General features: G+C 39.3%; 13 protein-coding genes. 5 read left to right on the top strand and 8 right to left on the bottom strand.

Annotation, left to right across the window (positions count from 1 at the left end; genetic code table 11):
• A partial coding sequence (locus tag QXE01_02555) for a hypothetical protein (protein ID MEM4970115.1) occupies nt 1–577 on the top strand: 577 nt, incomplete at its 5' end.
• A gap of 663 nt (nt 578–1,240) precedes the next feature.
• On the opposite strand, the gene QXE01_02550 is transcribed toward QXE01_02555, so the two are convergent.
• From QXE01_02550 to QXE01_02535, 4 genes are all read right to left on the bottom strand, one after another.
• The gene (locus QXE01_02550) at nt 1,241–1,795 is read right to left on the bottom strand and encodes a hypothetical protein (GenBank protein MEM4970114.1); all 555 of its coding nucleotides are present in this window, start codon (nt 1,793–1,795) and stop codon (nt 1,241–1,243) included.
• A 288-nt stretch (nt 1,796–2,083) separates the two neighbouring features.
• Complete coding sequence (locus tag QXE01_02545; protein ID MEM4970113.1) at nt 2,084–2,818, bottom strand: Panacea domain-containing protein; 735 nt, start codon at nt 2,816–2,818, stop codon at nt 2,084–2,086.
• A 356-nt stretch (nt 2,819–3,174) separates the two neighbouring features.
• Entirely contained in the window at nt 3,175–4,026 is an 852-nt protein-coding gene (locus QXE01_02540) for a winged helix-turn-helix domain-containing protein (GenBank protein ID MEM4970112.1), read from the bottom strand.
• 13 nt (nt 4,027–4,039) lie between these two features.
• On the bottom strand, nt 4,040–4,207 hold the full coding sequence (locus QXE01_02535) for a hypothetical protein (GenBank protein MEM4970111.1): 168 nt from the start codon (nt 4,205–4,207) through the stop codon (nt 4,040–4,042).
• A gap of 241 nt (nt 4,208–4,448) precedes the next feature.
• Here QXE01_02535 and QXE01_02530 point away from each other — a divergent pair, with 241 nt between their 5' ends.
• The gene (locus QXE01_02530; GenBank protein ID MEM4970110.1) at nt 4,449–5,498 is read left to right on the top strand and encodes a hypothetical protein; all 1,050 of its coding nucleotides are present in this window, start codon (nt 4,449–4,451) and stop codon (nt 5,496–5,498) included.
• 410 nt (nt 5,499–5,908) lie between these two features.
• Here the strand turns inward: QXE01_02530 and QXE01_02525 are convergent, their stop codons facing one another.
• Both QXE01_02525 and QXE01_02520 read right to left on the bottom strand, forming a co-directional pair.
• Complete coding sequence (locus QXE01_02525) at nt 5,909–7,711, bottom strand: hypothetical protein (protein ID MEM4970109.1); 1,803 nt, start codon at nt 7,709–7,711, stop codon at nt 5,909–5,911.
• A 349-nt stretch (nt 7,712–8,060) separates the two neighbouring features.
• Entirely contained in the window at nt 8,061–9,965 is a 1,905-nt protein-coding gene (locus QXE01_02520) for a hypothetical protein (protein MEM4970108.1), read from the bottom strand.
• Between the two features lie 452 nt (nt 9,966–10,417).
• Between QXE01_02520 and QXE01_02515 the strand changes: the two genes are divergently transcribed.
• From QXE01_02515 to QXE01_02505, 3 genes are read left to right on the top strand one after another with little or no spacing between them, the layout of a single operon-like run.
• Nucleotides 10,418–12,217, top strand: coding sequence for an ABC transporter substrate-binding protein (locus tag QXE01_02515; GenBank protein ID MEM4970107.1), 1,800 nt, complete (start codon nt 10,418–10,420; stop codon nt 12,215–12,217).
• Nucleotides 12,218–12,232: 15 nt separating this feature from the next.
• Nucleotides 12,233–13,219 (top strand): ABC transporter permease, encoded by a 987-nt coding sequence (locus QXE01_02510; GenBank protein ID MEM4970106.1) that lies wholly within the window; start codon nt 12,233–12,235, stop codon nt 13,217–13,219.
• Nucleotides 13,209–14,081, top strand: a complete 873-nt coding sequence (locus QXE01_02505) for an ABC transporter permease (protein MEM4970105.1) — start codon at nt 13,209–13,211, stop codon at nt 14,079–14,081. Before QXE01_02510 ends, QXE01_02505 begins: the two co-directional genes overlap by 11 nt.
• A gap of 31 nt (nt 14,082–14,112) precedes the next feature.
• On the opposite strand, the gene QXE01_02500 is transcribed toward QXE01_02505, so the two are convergent.
• Entirely contained in the window at nt 14,113–15,570 is a 1,458-nt protein-coding gene (locus QXE01_02500; GenBank protein ID MEM4970104.1) for a dihydroorotase family protein, read from the bottom strand.
• A gap of 7 nt (nt 15,571–15,577) precedes the next feature.
• Nucleotides 15,578–16,864 carry an MFS transporter gene (locus tag QXE01_02495; protein ID MEM4970103.1) on the bottom strand — a complete coding sequence of 429 codons (1,287 nt, stop codon included), beginning with the start codon at nt 16,862–16,864 and terminating at the stop codon, nt 15,578–15,580.
• Between the last annotated feature and the right edge of the window lie 135 nt (nt 16,865–16,999).

Raw genomic sequence — 16,999 nt, 5'->3', positions numbered from 1 at the left:
GTTAGGAGGATATTTTGTTTTTAGGGAAAACGAGACCATAATGAGCCCGCAACAAATAGATGAGGCGCTCGGCTCTGAGATAAAGTGGTGGGAAAATTTTTCATTTAGAAATAGGCCTGGAGTGAACCCACTTCTCTATGATGATTTATCAAATCATTATAAGGACTTGGTTGAAGCTCTAAAAGAGCTTGAGAAGAATATTCCGGTGAAATACTCTAAATTTCTTCAACTTATTAAGAGGCTTTCTGAAGCTATCTGGATCGATCCTGAGTATAGACGCCTTAAGGAACATTACGAGGGATCCGCTATAGATGATGTAAGATCCATAACTTTTCGCGCAATTTTCTATCTCTCCTTAGGAGTGGATAAAGGTATCTGGCCTAACCTATATACACATATCAGAGAAAAAAAGAAAGAAGTATTGTATCTTGGCGAGAAGTTCTATAGAACTAGTGAGGCCGAAGAATTAAGAGGCCTTCAGGCAGAGGTGCTGAGTATGGTAGATTCTTGTATAAGGAGAGTAGATGAGATACTACTTGAATCCAAGTTAAGAGGTAAATGCAAATATATAAGGTAAGTTAAGAAGCTCTGCTCGAACAACGTGAGTACATATTGAATAAATCATAATGCACTCTATAACATTAAACTATAAATAGTTTGCGAATGGCACATTAAAATGGTGAAGAGATGATGCTCGAGCTTCTATGAATATGGTATATATGCCTTATATGTAAAACACAAGCTTATCCCAGATCTAACACAGGTATGCATACCATATGGTTATGCTAAGAAGGTGCGTAAAATCCTTAAAGAACTAGAAGAAAAGCGTAGACCGCCAATATCAATTTCAAGTATAGCTATTAAGCCTTATATGGATGGCCTCAAAGATTTTAAAGGGTTTATGGAGGCGATTGAGCAGGAGGATCCTACAACTATAACCATAGTGATAAGAAGTGAGAGACACCCTTATATACATTATAGGCTTTGTGAGATAATAAGGGCTCGAGATATATTAACAACAGTAGTAGAGAAATGTTGAGGAATCTTCTAAACATGCATCGTGTATAAGCTTCATAATCATTTAGCCATGGGTTGAGAGTTACCTAGACTATGGCTTCCTTACTTCCCAGCTATTGGTAGGTATTATCTCGATCCATAAATATTATAGGAAACTAGACGCTGAGCTTGGAAAATCTCCGTTAGGCTGTCGTGTGTGATGTATATCCTCAAGAGATGTGATCTATTTTAGCATGACTATGCTGCTCACCCTTTGTGCATAACATTCTACTAGGCATGTAAAGCACTCCTGCAGAGGCCTTGTCTTTATGGTAGCTATTGTTGCTATGTATATTTTAATTGTAGGGTTATTCTTTGCATATGATAATATCGTATTAGCTCTTTTAACATCGTCTATATGCTTGCCTTCACATATGTCTTGACACTCTATACATGTATAATCGATACTAGGCTCAGGTATGCTAGGCTGGATAATGTCTCTGGGGAATTTTAAGCCGAGGATTCTACTGGTTAAACATAGCATATACCTCTCATATATCTTATAGAGATCGACATGCTTTTTAATAAGCTCAATGACTTTGTCGATCTTTGTAACCATATCATATAGAGCTAATGCTACATTACGATCTAACGATATTCGAGGACTAGGATCACATCCCTCTCTTTGTATCACATCCTCAGCATTTGGGTATCTAAGAAAGAAGATGATAAAGTCCATCAGAGAGGCTTTCTCCTCATCGTTAGAGATCTCTATAAGCCTCTCTAGGCTTATATACATGCTCCGGGATCTTCCTGATAACACTCTCCTCGTAACATTTAAAAGCCCCTGAATAAACCTACTGGGTTTAGGCTCTTCGTATTCACGGTAGAGATGAGGAATACTAGTTATTTCACTACTGTACAATGTTCGTATAAGCTGATGTAAAAAATACTTATGACTCGAAAATCCCATGTATAAGAGTTTATAGCTTTGAAGTCTTTCGGGTAGTTTCTGTTTAAGTCTGTAGACACGTGTTTTGGGGGAATAAAAGTAATATGAGTCGAGGTATATGGTATTCAAGCATTGCTAGCCCCTAATAGCCTCTGCTGCTATGTTGAGGATCTCGGTATATAGATTCTTTGCCCTATTCTTGATATCTGTTGGTAGCGGTTCTCTCGATGATGTGTATTTATTCATCTCCTCCAGTAGATCTAGTAGATCCTTTGTTAGCCTGTTGAGATGTTTGACATCATATGTTGAGAGATGCCTTACAGCTATGGCGTAGAGGGCTAGCATCTCCTTTGGTAGCATTTCGAATGCTTCTCTATACTCATCATATAGCCTGCCCACTAGCTCGATAACGCTATCTCGATCCTTATCCACGCTCCTAGCAAGCTCGAAGATCTCTCCATACCAGTCAAATGCTATCTTCTCACCCATGCCTAGGCTCTCTATGCTATACTCCTCATATACCCTTGTAAGAAGCATCTTCAAAGGCATGAAACCATACTCCCTAACCACCTTATCTACAACTCCCCTCACATCCTCGGGAAGAGATGGTGGCTCGCCCAAGGCTATATACCTCACCTCGGGCCCGGCATCAACATATAGACGTTCCGATCTAACCAGAGTATCGAGAGCATCGAGAACCTCCCTCGAGAAGGGGCCGAAGAGCCATCGCTTCCACTCAACCCCAGTAACCCTGTGCCCAAGCTCCTTAGAAGATATAGCATCAACCAAGAATAGAAGCTTCATCAAACGCGTACGCCCAACACCCCTTGGGAAGCGGGAAACTATATAGAGTATAATATCAGATAACAACTAAGACACACCATCCAGAACATAATACATATCATAGGATTAATAAATCTATTCCAAGCCCTACAAGGTTGATACTCACATATAAACAAACCCCACATCCAAGAGCAACCCTCCTACAGAAACCCAAACCCATGGATAAAGGTATTACCGCTCCTCATCCTGAAAGCGAGGCTTTCCAGCTGTAAGTCTAATGTTTGTTTAATGGTGTTCTGTTAAAACCCTCATCCTCTCCCGAAGATTTGGCTTGCAGCTTCCTGTAACTATAAATAAAATATTAATGACTCTCTCCGAAACGAATCCCTCACCAGAGCTATTGAGGCTAATCTTATTCTTTGAAGTACTGGGCTATTTGCTCCCTATACTTCTTCTTTTTTCAATTTTTCAAGCCCCTTCTCCGTTATGATCCATTGGTTCCTGGCTATACTCTTGATCAGCCCCTCCCCTTTTAATTCGGTTACTGCCCACCTTACCTCTGCTTCCCATCTAGCCAAGCCCCACTTGGTTCTCTCAAGATCTTGAGGTGTTAGCTCAATCATTTTACTGACTTCCTCAACGATCTCTTTCCTTCCGAGGGGTTTTCTCGCACTAGCTAGTATCTTAAGCACTAATTGTTTAGCTAGAGGCTTGGTTAATGGTCCCATAACCTTCTCCACGCTATACCCGCCTTGCATAGGGCTTGGAGGGGGCTTAGAGGTCTCTGGAGCTATTGCTGGTCCTTGGATTTTCTCTCCGAAGCTTGCTATGTTGGCTATGATTAGGGATTTAATCGCTATATCTGAGGGTTTTTCACCTGTGATGCTCCACTCAGAGATCTTCTTCTCCTTCCAAGGAACCTGCTTAAAGGCGTCAAAGACGATCCACGTGTCACCATCGGTGATTATAGTATATCTAACCCCCGCATCGAATGAATACTTCAGCTTCTCCTTCACAGCCTCATCCGTTATCCCACCGAGAGGCTTGGCCTCTATGAAGGCAACTATCTTCCCAGCGATCTTAAGAGCATAGTCAGGCCTCTCACCCTCAACACGGGGCTCAGGAACCACTTGCTCCGGATCATCTAAATCCCAGCCAAGAGCCCTCAAAAACGGATCTATAAGGACGTAGCGGGTAAGCATCTCATTAGAGGATAGCTCAACCCTATACCTCTCGATCTTCTGCCTAAGCACATTAACAAGATCAATTATCTTGGTCAGCGAAATCTCACCCATAGCAAGATCACCATCAAGAACCCATAACACCCCTTCCTAGCCCCATAAATATAGTATCACAAGACCATATAACCCCTAGATCAGCAATATCATCACTCAGCAATATAAGCATACCCTCTCCCATACCTCCATGGCACCCCTTAAAAATATCAAAAATCCATGTAGGCATCAACCCCAGCACAGCATCCCCAAATATATTTCAAATACATTTTAAAATAGCTATACAAGCCTTACTAAGTCTCCATCACAATATTCAATTAGAATCCATACTCTACACATCACACATTAGGTCTATTTAAACTTAATCACCGCATAGATTAATGGTTCATAGCTAGACCAACCCCCTTATCCTATCATTGAAATTAATGACTAAATAAAGCATTATGAATTAAAATTAATTAGGAGCTAGCTAGGTGGTTAACTTGGGACAACCAGCTCCTAAGATTACCTATGTTGTGGATGTCTGTAGAGATACTATAGTACCTTGTCTCATGTTCGATATACAAATTGAGGGAATAATCACGGGTGCAGAGATCTACATACCTATAGATGGTAGACTATATTCAGATGACGGGAAGATATTAGCCCAAGCTATTCTCGAGACAACTACCTTCACAAGCAAAGGATCTATCGCAGCTCCTACTATAATAGTGGATCTTTTTGAAAAATATCAAGACTACATCCAGCTTATTTTGAATCTCAAGTATAGAGCGTTCTTAGACGCTAAATCGATCAACTATATCGAAGAGAGAAGAAAAGCGAACAAATATCAGAAAGTAGAGTTAAAGCTTAAGCTAAGGTTTTTAAAGCTCTTCAGCAGGGTTTACCACAAGGACTATATATATAGAGTTGGAGAGGGTTCTTCTTCGAGACTTGGACTCCCGGCCGATGCAGTGATGCTGAAAGCTGGGGAACATTTATTAAGTGTAGAGAGTAGTGAATTTGAAACACAGATTACGATCGAGGGTCCTAGATGGATCAAAGATTTCCTACCAGTACTAGGGTTAGGAAGTTACATATTATTGGAGCTTCCAATACCCAAGCCCCCTTTAATCTCAGATGAGGCTCTACAGCATTTCAGCAACGCTATAGAATCATTGAAGAAGGCCAGAGAAGCCATATACGAGACACTCGATATAGGCCCACCACTAACAGCCCTTAGAAATGCCCTCATAGAGGTTTGCGAGGCATTAAAGCCCCTAGGTATAGCTAGTGAAACACAGGATAGGGGGTGTACCCTGGTTGATGATAAGCTTGTAGAGCTCTTCCAAGGTAATGAAGAGATGGCTAGGCTTATAAAGGAGATCTTTGTTAACATTAAGAATATTGCAACAAGAGGCCCCACACCCACGCAACCCCATCTAGCACCTAAGCCAGCACCAACACTATATCAAGTCGAGTCGCTCATGGGATTAACAGCCTATATGATCAAGCTTATAGCTGATACACTAAGGTATATCGATACTAAATAAAGCTATGAATGAGGGGAGAGCTTTAAAAAGATCTTTAATATAAGCAGAGAATATATTAAAATGCTAGACAGCAAGCTCCTATAACATTTTATTACAAGCCTTCAAAACCATAGCGAAGCTTTACATCTCATCCTTATCATAAACACTAACTTAACTAGCAGAGACTTAAGAAGAAGCTAGGAGCAATAACAAAAAGTATAGATAGATCTTTATTCACACAATAGGGGAACTTATTAAACAAAACACAGCCAGCATAATATCTTAACACCATGTTTAAACATATCCACACCTTATTATATTATAAAAACTGATTGGGTTAATCCCTCCAGATAATGTTTAGATATTCATTGAACTCTTTCAGGGATATAAGTGAAGGCGAAAGTGAAAAGAGCCGACTTATTTAAAACTATCTATAAGGCAAGAAGCCTAGGCAATTCTAGAGCTAGAAGGTAGAAGGTAACGGCTCTTTTCACTTCTTGATCCAAGATAGAAAATGGTGGGAAAATTTGTTCGAGTTTAGGTATAATCTTCTCCCCAAGCATTTGGAGTGTTGTATAAAACTCACTTTTAAGATCAATATGATATGAAAGGGGCTGAATCTTTGTGATGAGATAGTCCACATCATCGATCCCGAATTCTCCAGAGTAGATACGTCTTAGAGGAGGGGAGAGAAGATGGAATAGAGAGGCTAGAGTTAAGAGATCAAAATATAGCTTTTTAATCAGCTTTCTCTCTTCAATAACGTCTTCATCGCTTATTAGCTCACTTATTAGAGATTTTAAAACTACCCTTATCTCTTCCTCCATCTCATAATTAAGAATTCGAAGTAATAGCCTCCTATTAATTCTACTACGTTTTTGTTTTATTATGGAGAATCCTTGTACCACTTCTTCTCCCATCACTTCTTCGGCGATTGTTGAAGATTTTTCAAGCTCTATAACAGGGGCTTCAAAACTTCTTTCTGTAGTAATTTCAATAATTGATGGTATGACCTTGATGAGTGATAAGAAGCGTCTAACATATAGCCTTAGGAAGTGTTTAAATGCCTTTACTTCTAGTAGTGAGAAGAATGGAAGAGGGGATTGATTATGCAAGATCTCACTACACGCAGACCAGTAGTTCTCAATTGGTATATCGATTTTATATTTCTCCCGAAATTCTTTTAGTATATGTTTACTTATACTTAGTCGTGGCAAGCTCTCCTTGTCAAGCGTTTCAGCAATTGTAAGTAACATTTTCTCTAAATCTGACTTATGAATTATTCTTGGAAACTCCGCGATCTTATCTACAATTTTCTTTATATATTCATCTTTTAGTTCATTAATTTCACATTTTCTACTGCAGTGTTTCTTCGCTGTCTTATCGTAGAAGAAGAACATTCCTAAAATTTGATCATAGATGTCGAAATATACTGTTTTCCTTTTACCTATATCTCTGCTTATCTTTTTATTAAATATCTCCCTAGTTATTTCCCTCGCTATATCGCTATAGAATACTAGCCTGACGAGGTTCTCCAATGCATTTCTTAGATAGAAATAGCATGATAGAATATCCAGATTTTCAAAGCTTTTCTCCACACCATAGAAATCTGACTCAAGTTGGAGCATCCACAATTCTATAGCTCTTACTCTACTTCTTTCTCTAATACTCCTTATAGCTTCTCTAATTGTTTGGAGGGAACGTTTAATATCCTGCTCTTCATGTAGCCTTCTCAATAGTTTCTTGAATTTCTCCATCTCATAAACGTTAAATCTAGAAACCTCAGGAGTCGGGATCAATAACGCTATCTTGAAGTAATTATATATAATCAAGTTGTAAACACCCATAATGCTAGAGCTATCTTTCTCCACTTCAGAAACCAGCTCTTGAGCCTCATTCTCTAAGTATTGGAGGAATACAGGCCAGTTGACCTTAAGCTTTAATAATAGCTTTGAGGTGGATGGAGTAGCAACAAGCGATACAGCTCCCAGAAGAGCGCCATTGAAAGTCACAATTTCTCTTACCTTTTCATTAGAGATGAAGAGCTCCCACTCTTTTTGAAGAGTTTCCCGCGGGTTTTCCGATCTAATTATCTTTGGAAGAACATTGCCTATAAACTCCCAAAATACATATGGAAAATCTACATAAATTCTTCGAGACGCTATCCTAATATTCTCTTTCCTAGGAGAAACCGGCTGTATAGGATATGTTGGAAAGAGCTTCCCTATCTCCATATTCTCTATTAAAGTATCCCAAAGTTAGTATTAAATTAATGTAAAAGGCTTATGGGAAAGGAGGGTTAGGAGCATGATTCTTAGTTAAGGTAAAGCACTCCTCTAGATATAAGTAAAGAGAGAACCAGCTCTGTCTATTTAGATGTTGCTTAACCTATTTTCTAGAAGCAGTGAACATACAGATCTTTTCCAGATCTATCTCGAAGATGATAGTTGTTATCATCTATAACCCCCTTTATAAGTTCCGATGAAGAGGTTAACAGCCTTATTGAAAATGCTTATATCTATACTATATTGATTTCACATTTATTACTTATAGCTAAATGCTATAGTCATGTTCTCTCACTATTTATTTTGTTGGTGGTATTTTGCTCAGCTCTTCGCTTATCTTCTTCAGCTCCTCAGCTATCTTTAGTATTTTATTTGCTAGCTCTTGAAGCCATGTTGGTGCTATGTTTACAAATATTTCGTTCAACTTACTATAGATCATCTTATAGACTTCCTCAACATTCTCCTCTGTTGTCTTCTTACCAACCTCTATGACTATGAAGCCATCTGCTATAGCCTCTCTCCTTGCAGAGTCTGTAAGCTTCGATGCAACCATAAGCCTTACATGGGGTATCACTGGCATCTGCATAATCCTACCAAACTCCTCCCTGATAGTGCTAACCTCGACAGGCCTATCAAGGTTCTTACATGAGGCATATACGTAGAAGTGAGAACCCCCGACACCCTTCTCACCCCAAACATCGATCTCAACATCTGTTCCAGCCCTACTCCTAACCCTATAGTCAACCCTAACACTAAACCCAAGATCCTCGAGAACGCTGGCAACAACATCCTCAAGAATATCCTTACCGCGATATTTAAGAGAAATCTCCCTCGAGATACTAATAAGCTGTGTTGTTACAGATTGTATCTCTCTTTTAACTTCAGCCTGTTGAATCATCTGTGTAGCCCCCGCTGGAACAGCGCCGAGGAACCTCACTTTATACCATTGACTTACTGCATTAACTATCTCGGAGTGTTCGATATGTTTATATGTGGTGCTAGCAATATAGGCTGTATCATTGCTTATAAAAATCCAAAGAAAATCTCTAAGTATCGCATCTGATGCTATGTATTTGAGAATGGATTCACTAGGGATACCTTCTATAAATATTATTTTATAGCTATCTATGGATATATCACTCGAGAATATATATGGATACTTAACTATAGGCTCTATATAGATGAAAACGGGTCTCCTTCCCGTTTTCGTTAACACACATTTATTACCAACACACGATGATTTGCTATAACCCATATACTCAAAGATCCTTATAATTCTTGAACTAAGCTCATTAACATATTTATTATATAGATACTCAATTATATCACGAACATCTTCGTATATAAGCGGGTTTACAGCACAATTATAGAATATATTCTCGATACTAGATTCTTTACATAGATGCTCCTTTGGCAAGCCAAAAAAGGCGCTCAGGAACTCCCAATCTTTATATGTAGATATCCTTATGGAATTATAGAGTATTGATAGCTTGAGTATATCCTTTTCCTCATACAGCGTAGCAAGTATTGATTCTATCTCAGGTCTATTCGGGATCTTGATATAATTAGATATTCTTAATGCTAGAAACTCAACAAGTTTAAGGGTATCGGAGTAGATCTCTAAGACATAGTAGTCATGTCTAGCAAAACCCCAATCAAGCTGAGCCCCTAAGAGATACTTGTAGAAGAGCTTTCTAACATCATCAACACTAGATCTTAGAATAATCGAGACAGCTGCAGATAGGTTATCTACATTACGAGATGATATACGCACCTCTCCCTCATTACCCCTATCTACCGAGAGAGCTAAACCTATCCTCTTCTTCTTCACCATTGCTGATATTATAGCCGATGCGGCGGTGAGCATCTTAAGATCCCTTTCATTAGCATTAGCAAGCCTATTTCGAGCTTCCCTCTCAATATGGGGGGCGATATGAGTTTTATAGACATAGCTTGGCACAAATTGATATAACGAAATCTCATTACCCTCAACCACAACCTTATTATAGTGACTAAAACCCTTAAAACTCATAAGTATATCATTCAAAACATTTTCAGCAACATTTCTATCGAAACCTTCTGATAGTGTGGCCATCACATTGCTAGAAGCCTCATCAGGATCAGATTTATAATAAATATAAATACCTATGGCATGAGCAAGACTCTTTCCAGCTACACGATCTATAAGAGACTTCAGATCCATAATAACGCCCAAACCCAGGATATATAAGATTAAGCTAAATATAAAATTTCGCACGAAGGACCTCTATCACAAAACTTTGTTTTTACTCTCCGGCACTTCTCTTAGGATCTTTAAATCTCTAAACCTGCATCCTCGGGATGGTTTTGGCTGAGCATTTTCGAATTGTCTATTAAAAGTTGTTAAGAAGACTACCTTCTTCTTTATTATTGGTAAGTAGAGCTTCAACAACTCCTTTAAATTTGTTCTCATCCCTATACACAGCGATCTTTGGGCTGAGATATCTGTAATTGTATTTATTATTAAAGCTTAGGTGAAGAATCTAGTGATGAATCAACTCACTAATAAATTTATATATGAGTAGTCATTAACTTATTCTTGATAAGGTGAATAGCATGTTCCTATCGGGTATAGATAGAAAATTTTTGATATATAGTGATAGGAGGGTAATTTCATTGATTTTAGTACTGGTAATAATTGCATCGCTACTAACGCCTATGTATTACGAGGTATATTCTCAGAGGCCCGAAGGATATGTGATAGTATCTTTGAGGTCTGATCTATTAACGATGAATCCATTTATGCAATCATTGATCGATGAGTTCAGTGTTATGGAACTGGTGTATGATACATTATATAGGCAGGCTCTTAATGGGTCTTTTATTCCATGGTTAGCCTCAAGGGTTGAGGTAACAGATAATGGGACACTCTGGAAATTCTATATAAGGGATGGTGTTAAATGGCATGATGGAGTTCCATTAACAGCTGAAGATGTAGAATTCACTCTCAATTATACTGTGAAGTGGAGATTTCCTACTAGATCAAATGTTTGGGAGCCTATTGAAAGAGTTTGGAGAGAGGGTAATGTGGTTTATGTGAAACTCAAATACCCCTATGCAGCATTCCCAGCCGCTTTAGCTTCGCTCTTCATAGTTCCTAAGCATATATGGGCTAATATCTCTGATCCTATGACGTTTTCGAATTTTGAGAACCCAATAGGATCTGGTCCGTTTATGTGGAGTGAGAGAAAGGCTGGTGATTATATTGTTCTAAAGGCTAATGAAAATTACTGGGCTGGTGCTCCGAAGATTAAGGGGGTAATATTTAAGATATATGGAACATCTGATGCAGCGTACCAGGCAACAGTTACCGGTGAGATAGATGCTATGAATAATCTCTTTATACCTCCTCATCTAGTGCCAAAAGCTATGGAGGAGGTCTCGAGAAATCCATCTCTAAAAATACATTTTAGAGAACCAATATATTTCCAATATCTAACAGTTAAGCTAACTAGGTATCCATTTAGCTTAAAGGAGTTTCGAGAGGCAATGCTATATGCTATAAATGTTACTGAAATAATAGAGATTGTATATGGAGGCCGTGCTAAGCCTGGTAGCCTAGGTACAATGCCCCCTATATTTAGCGAAATGCCTGGCAACTTCTATAGACCTGGTCTTGAGAAAGAGAAGTTATATCCCTTTAATTTAACAAAAGCAAACGAGATATTAGATAAACTAGGTTTTAAGCGTGGCCCAGATGGTGTCAGGGTTACTCCGAACGGAACTAGGCTTGAGTTCAACCTATTAGTCTCCTCAATATATCCTGATAGAGTTAGGATCGCTGAAATGATAAGAAACTGGTTTGCCCAGATAGGTATTAAAATAAATGTTCAAGTCCTAGATCATAGGACAGTGGTTTCACGCTTGCTTAACCATGATTTCGATATGGTAATAATTGGTATATGGCTATCTGATCCTGACGACTGGTTCCTCCTGCTCCACTCCTCAAGCGCTGTTAAGGGAGGCTTCAACAGTGCTGAATATGTTAATCCAGAAGTAGATAGGTTATTAGAAGCTCAGAGAAGAGCTATTGATATTAATGAGAGAAGAGAGCTTTTATGGAGACTTCAGGAAATAGTTGCAAGAGATATACCCTATATACCTCTTGTACATATACAAGAGGCATACCTATATAGAACAGATAGATTCGTTGGATGGCAGTTGTCAAAACTCTTTGAACCTGCGAATTTCTGGTCATTTATGTCACTTAGACCAGCTACAATTGTTACAACACCTACCTTAACTCCTTCTCCAACAACCACAGCTGCTACATCTTACACTACGACACAGCCTTATACAACACCCTTAGTTACTCAGAGAATAGACTATTTACATCTTATTATCGCATCTATTGCTGTGGTTATTACCGTTGCAGTACTACTTTACCTTTACTACTTCAGAGTTAGAAAAAGATAAAGAGGTAGGGATTTCATGTCATCGTTACCAACAGTTTTTGCCAGAAAGATTATCTATAGATTTTTTGTCTTTTTCATTATTTTAACCATAATATTTTTACTTCCAAGACTTGCTCCTGGAACACCTATTGATTATCTAGTTGAGGATCCCAGGGTTCCTCCTGAGGTAAGGGTGGAGTTGATAAAGAAATTTGGTCTAGATAAACCTATATTCCCAGATCAATATTTCCAGTTTCTCCTAAACTTCTTTCTGAAATTTGATTTGGGATATTCATTTACATATCAAGAGCCCGTAATGAGTGTTATTTCTCAGAGGATTATTTGGAGTGTTATATTATTGGGAGGGGCTCTATTAATAAGCATACCTATAGGCATAATGCTTGGTATCTTAATGATCCGTAGAAGAGGTGTCTCTGAGTATCTAAGCGTCTTAGGGCTACTATTTTTGAGAAGTTTCCCGGTATTTTGGGTAGGAATGATCCTTTTACTGATATTCTCTTATTATTTAAAAGTTTTCCCATTAGGAGGGGCCATGTCCCCAGGTGTTGTTTATAATACTCCTTACGAGTATATAATAGATGTATTGAAACATTTAACTCTACCCCTTATAACACTCTCAGCAATATTTATTCCCAGATATGCACTTTTAATGAGGAGCAGCTCGATCAATGTTATTAGGGAGGATTTTGTTTTCGTTGCAGTAGCTAAAGGCCTGCCAAGGAGAGAGATCCTCTATAGCTATATAGCTAGAAACTCAATGCTTCCTGTGATAACTACAGCCTCTATAGATATAGGATTCATAGCAGGTGGTGCTGTTGTTACCGAGACTGTATATTCGTATCCAGGTATGGGGACGCTTATATATACAGCTGTTATAAATAGAGATTACCCACTTCTTCTCGGATCATTCGCTATAGTAACCGCTGTTACTCTGATAGCGGTAACCATTGCAGAGTTTCTATATACATTTATTGATCCGAGGGTAAAGTCCCATGAAATTTAGGTTATTAAAAACGGTAATCCAGGTTTTAAGATTTCTGACACACCACACAACAGGATTAATAGGATTAACTATTTTGAGCATAATGGTTTCAATGGCTTTATTAGCTCCCTACATAGCCCCATACGATCCATGGAAGATAGTTGGTACACCAATGTCTCCTCCTAGTCCCCAGCATCTTCTAGGTGTTAATGATGCTGGTCAGGACATACTTAGCGAGTTGATCTACGGAGCCAGAGTATCCCTATTAATAGGGTTCATAAGTGCGTTATTAGCGTCCTTAATAGGCATGATACTAGGTTTATTTGCAGGCTATTATGGTGGATTCATAGATCGAGCCTTAATAGCAATTACCGATATAATGCTATTAACACCAGCCTTTCCCCTCATGATTGTTCTAGCTGTTTTCATAGGACCAGGGGTATTTACCATCATAATCGTTATTGTACTAACTAGCTGGGCTCCAGTATCGAGAATGATAAGAGCTCAAGTGCTATCTTTAAAGAATCTTCCATTCATAGAAGCTGTGAAGGCAATAGGAGCTGGAGATCTAAGAATAATATTTAAATATATAACCCCTCAAATATTACCTCTAGTTGTAACTATAAGCATAATAGGATCTGGAGAAGCTATGATAGCTGAAGCTTCATTAAGCTTTCTAGGTCTAGGAGATCCACTCGCTAAAAGCTGGGGTTCGATGCTCCACTGGGCTTTTAGATCAGGAGGCTTCACATATGGTGCGTGGTGGTGGTTTGTACCACCAGGGCTATGTATCGCTCTAGCCGTATTTGGTTTCGCAAGCTTAGGATATGCTTTAGAAGAATATTTAAATCCAAGACTAAGGGAGCGTGGCATTAAAATATAGAAATAGATTTGATAGATATGGATGATAAGCCTTAATTTGTATTATTACTTTTAGCTTTAGTTGTTTGGACAGGTCTTTTGATGTATTGACCTACAGGTTTATCCAGAATCACTCCATTGTCCATCACTACTTGGCCTCTGACCAGAACATATTTTGGCCACCCTTTTAATCTCCATCCTTCCCATGGTGTGAAGTCTTGGGCTGAGTTGAGGATCTCGGGTGTTACTGTTTTTTCTGTCTCGGGATCTATGATTATGATGTCAGCATCTGCACCTATATTTAGGCTTCCCTTTCTGGGCCAGAGTCCGAAGATCTTTGCCGGGTTAACGGTGGCAAGCATCAATAGGTTCTCTAACGGTATATTTCTCTTGAGAAAACCTTCTGTATATAGTAGTGGCATGAATAGCCCGGCACCTGAGAACCCAGCCTCAGCACTCCAAATATCTCCAGCTTTCATATTGCTTGTCAATGCTGCAGAATCGCTTCCTAGCATATCCACCTTACCCTGCCTTACATATTCCCAGAGAGCTTCTACATGCTCCTTAGTCCTTATAGGTGGGTTTACTTTAGCCTTAATCTGGGCTGGTATGTCAACGGTAAGTGTTAGATGATGAAGTGTTACCTCAAGGGCAGCATCGATGCCGAGGAGATGCTTGAGCCTAACTGCCTCGCTTAATGCTGGCGAGCTACTTATGTGAAGAATATTTATTGGACAGCCTGTGAACTTTGCAAGATACATGGCCTCAGCAATAGCTATAACCTCTGATTCAGGTGGACGTGCAAGATGATATATCTCCAGAGGCTTGGCACTCAACCCTCTCACCCTCTCAGTAAATATCCTTATTAACTCAGGCTCCTCAGCATGTATGCTTACCCTTACATGATAGTCTCGAAGCTTGGAGGCTCTATGCATAATCTCATAGAGATGACCTAAATCATATGGGGTGTCCGAGAGCAGGAATTCCTCCTCCATTCTACCCTTTCTATATTCACCCCTCAATGTGGTTCCTGAATATATTCTCCAGAATTTGAAGGATGTTACACCATACTCTTTAGCTAGTATTTCCATCTCATCTAGATGTACTTTCATTATAATTCCTAGGTGAAATGCATAATCTGTATAAAAAGCACCATCTACCATCTTAAGTAGCTCTGGGAATATCTTGGTATATGGGCCACCAGTATTTAAGTAGTATCTACCGGTTCTGAAGTAACTGATCAGCGTGGTTATTCCTCCAGTAACTGCGCTACGGGACTCGCTAAGCGCATCATCCCTAGCATTTCTATAGATGCCTATATGGAAATGGGGATCTATTATACCCGGCATTATGAGAAGTCCATTGGCATTTATAACACGTTCTCCTAACTTTGGATCTATCGATCTACCTATAGCAGCTATCTTACCAGCATTAATAGCTATATCACCATCGATTATCCCGACTCCAGGTATTACCAGCCTACCTTCTACTATGACCAAATCATATTTCATTCAATTATCACCTCTCCATACTCAGACCCTTAGTCTCCGGCCTAGCTAGAGCTATACCCACAACTAGTAGTTGGCCTAGGATTATATTTATCGCTATGGCAACAAATATAGATCCTAAAGCAGTACCTAGCGGTACAAGAATCAACGGCGCAGATCCCCCAATAATAAGTCCCAACGCATATGAGAGCCCATAGCCTAAACCTCTTCTCAGGGTAGGATAACTCTCGGTTATATAGGCTGCATGTATAGCATAGGCGGAGTTAACTATGGCACCTATAACTGCTAAAGTTATGAGTAAGGTATTGAAATCCGAAGCTATGCTGGGCAGGGTGATAAATATGGGGACTGCTAATATGATCGAAAGTACTCCCAGCAGGATCAAAGCAGGCCTTCTCCCCACAAAGTCTGATAGGATCCCGGAGCTTAGATGTGCAAGCAGTATTAGACCATTAGTTACTGTTAGAACCAAGCTTGCATTTGCCACGGGATATTTTAAATAATTAGATATTAGTGTTGAGTAGAAACCAACAGTGCTATAGTATGTGTAGAGGAAGCCAGCCATTAGGAGCGATGTGGATACATAGAGCCAAGGACTAATTCTGGTGCTAGACATCTGGATCTGGGCTTTTCTACGTATCTCCTGTATTCTCTCCCAGATCCTCGATTCAGGTACTCCTAGCCTTATGTAGAGGCCTAATGCTGCTGGTATAAGTCCTGTGAAGAAAGCGATCCTCCATCCATAGTTGATAAAATCCTCTCTACTCATTGATGATGAGATGAGAAAAACCACTAATGATGATAACAGAACTCCTGCGTCAAAGGCGGCAGCTAATAAACCGCTCACCAGCCCTCTCCTATTCTGTGGTGCAAATTCCAACGCGAAGGGATTGCCTGCTGCATATTCCCCACCAATGAAGATTCCCTGAATCGCTCTGACTATATATAATAGGATTAAAGCTAGTACTCCTACTTGCTGGTAAGTAGGCAATACACCTGTGAAAAAGGTTGCTAAGCTAAATCCCAGTATAGTTATTACTAAGACCCTTCGCCTCCCGATACGATCCGCTAAGTATCCAAATATTAAAGAACCGATAGGTCTAGATATCAAGGCTATAACTAGCGCAGCTAGCGAGGCAATTATGGCAAGAGAACCTGTTAATTGAGGAGCAAAGATAGTACTTATTATCGGAACTATCGATAGTATTAAGAGCAAATCATAAGCATCGAGCAAGAACCCAAACACCGCGGCTGTAAGCCCACGCCTAGCGTCTCTATCGATGCCAAGATGTAACATAATATTCACCATTATATTTTATAATATCTTCCTTAAAAATTTTCATAACTAGTATTAAAGCTGTAAAAATCATCAGGAAAAAATTTAATATAAAGCTAAAGTTAGGTTCGATCATTTTATATAGACGTCATTATT

The sequence above is a fragment of the Sulfolobales archaeon genome, from assembly GCA_038897115.1.
Lineage (GTDB): Archaea > Thermoproteota > Thermoprotei_A > Sulfolobales > AG1 > AG1.
The sequence above is the reverse complement of the archived record's forward strand: the minus strand, read 5'-3'. Positions and strand labels throughout refer to the sequence as shown.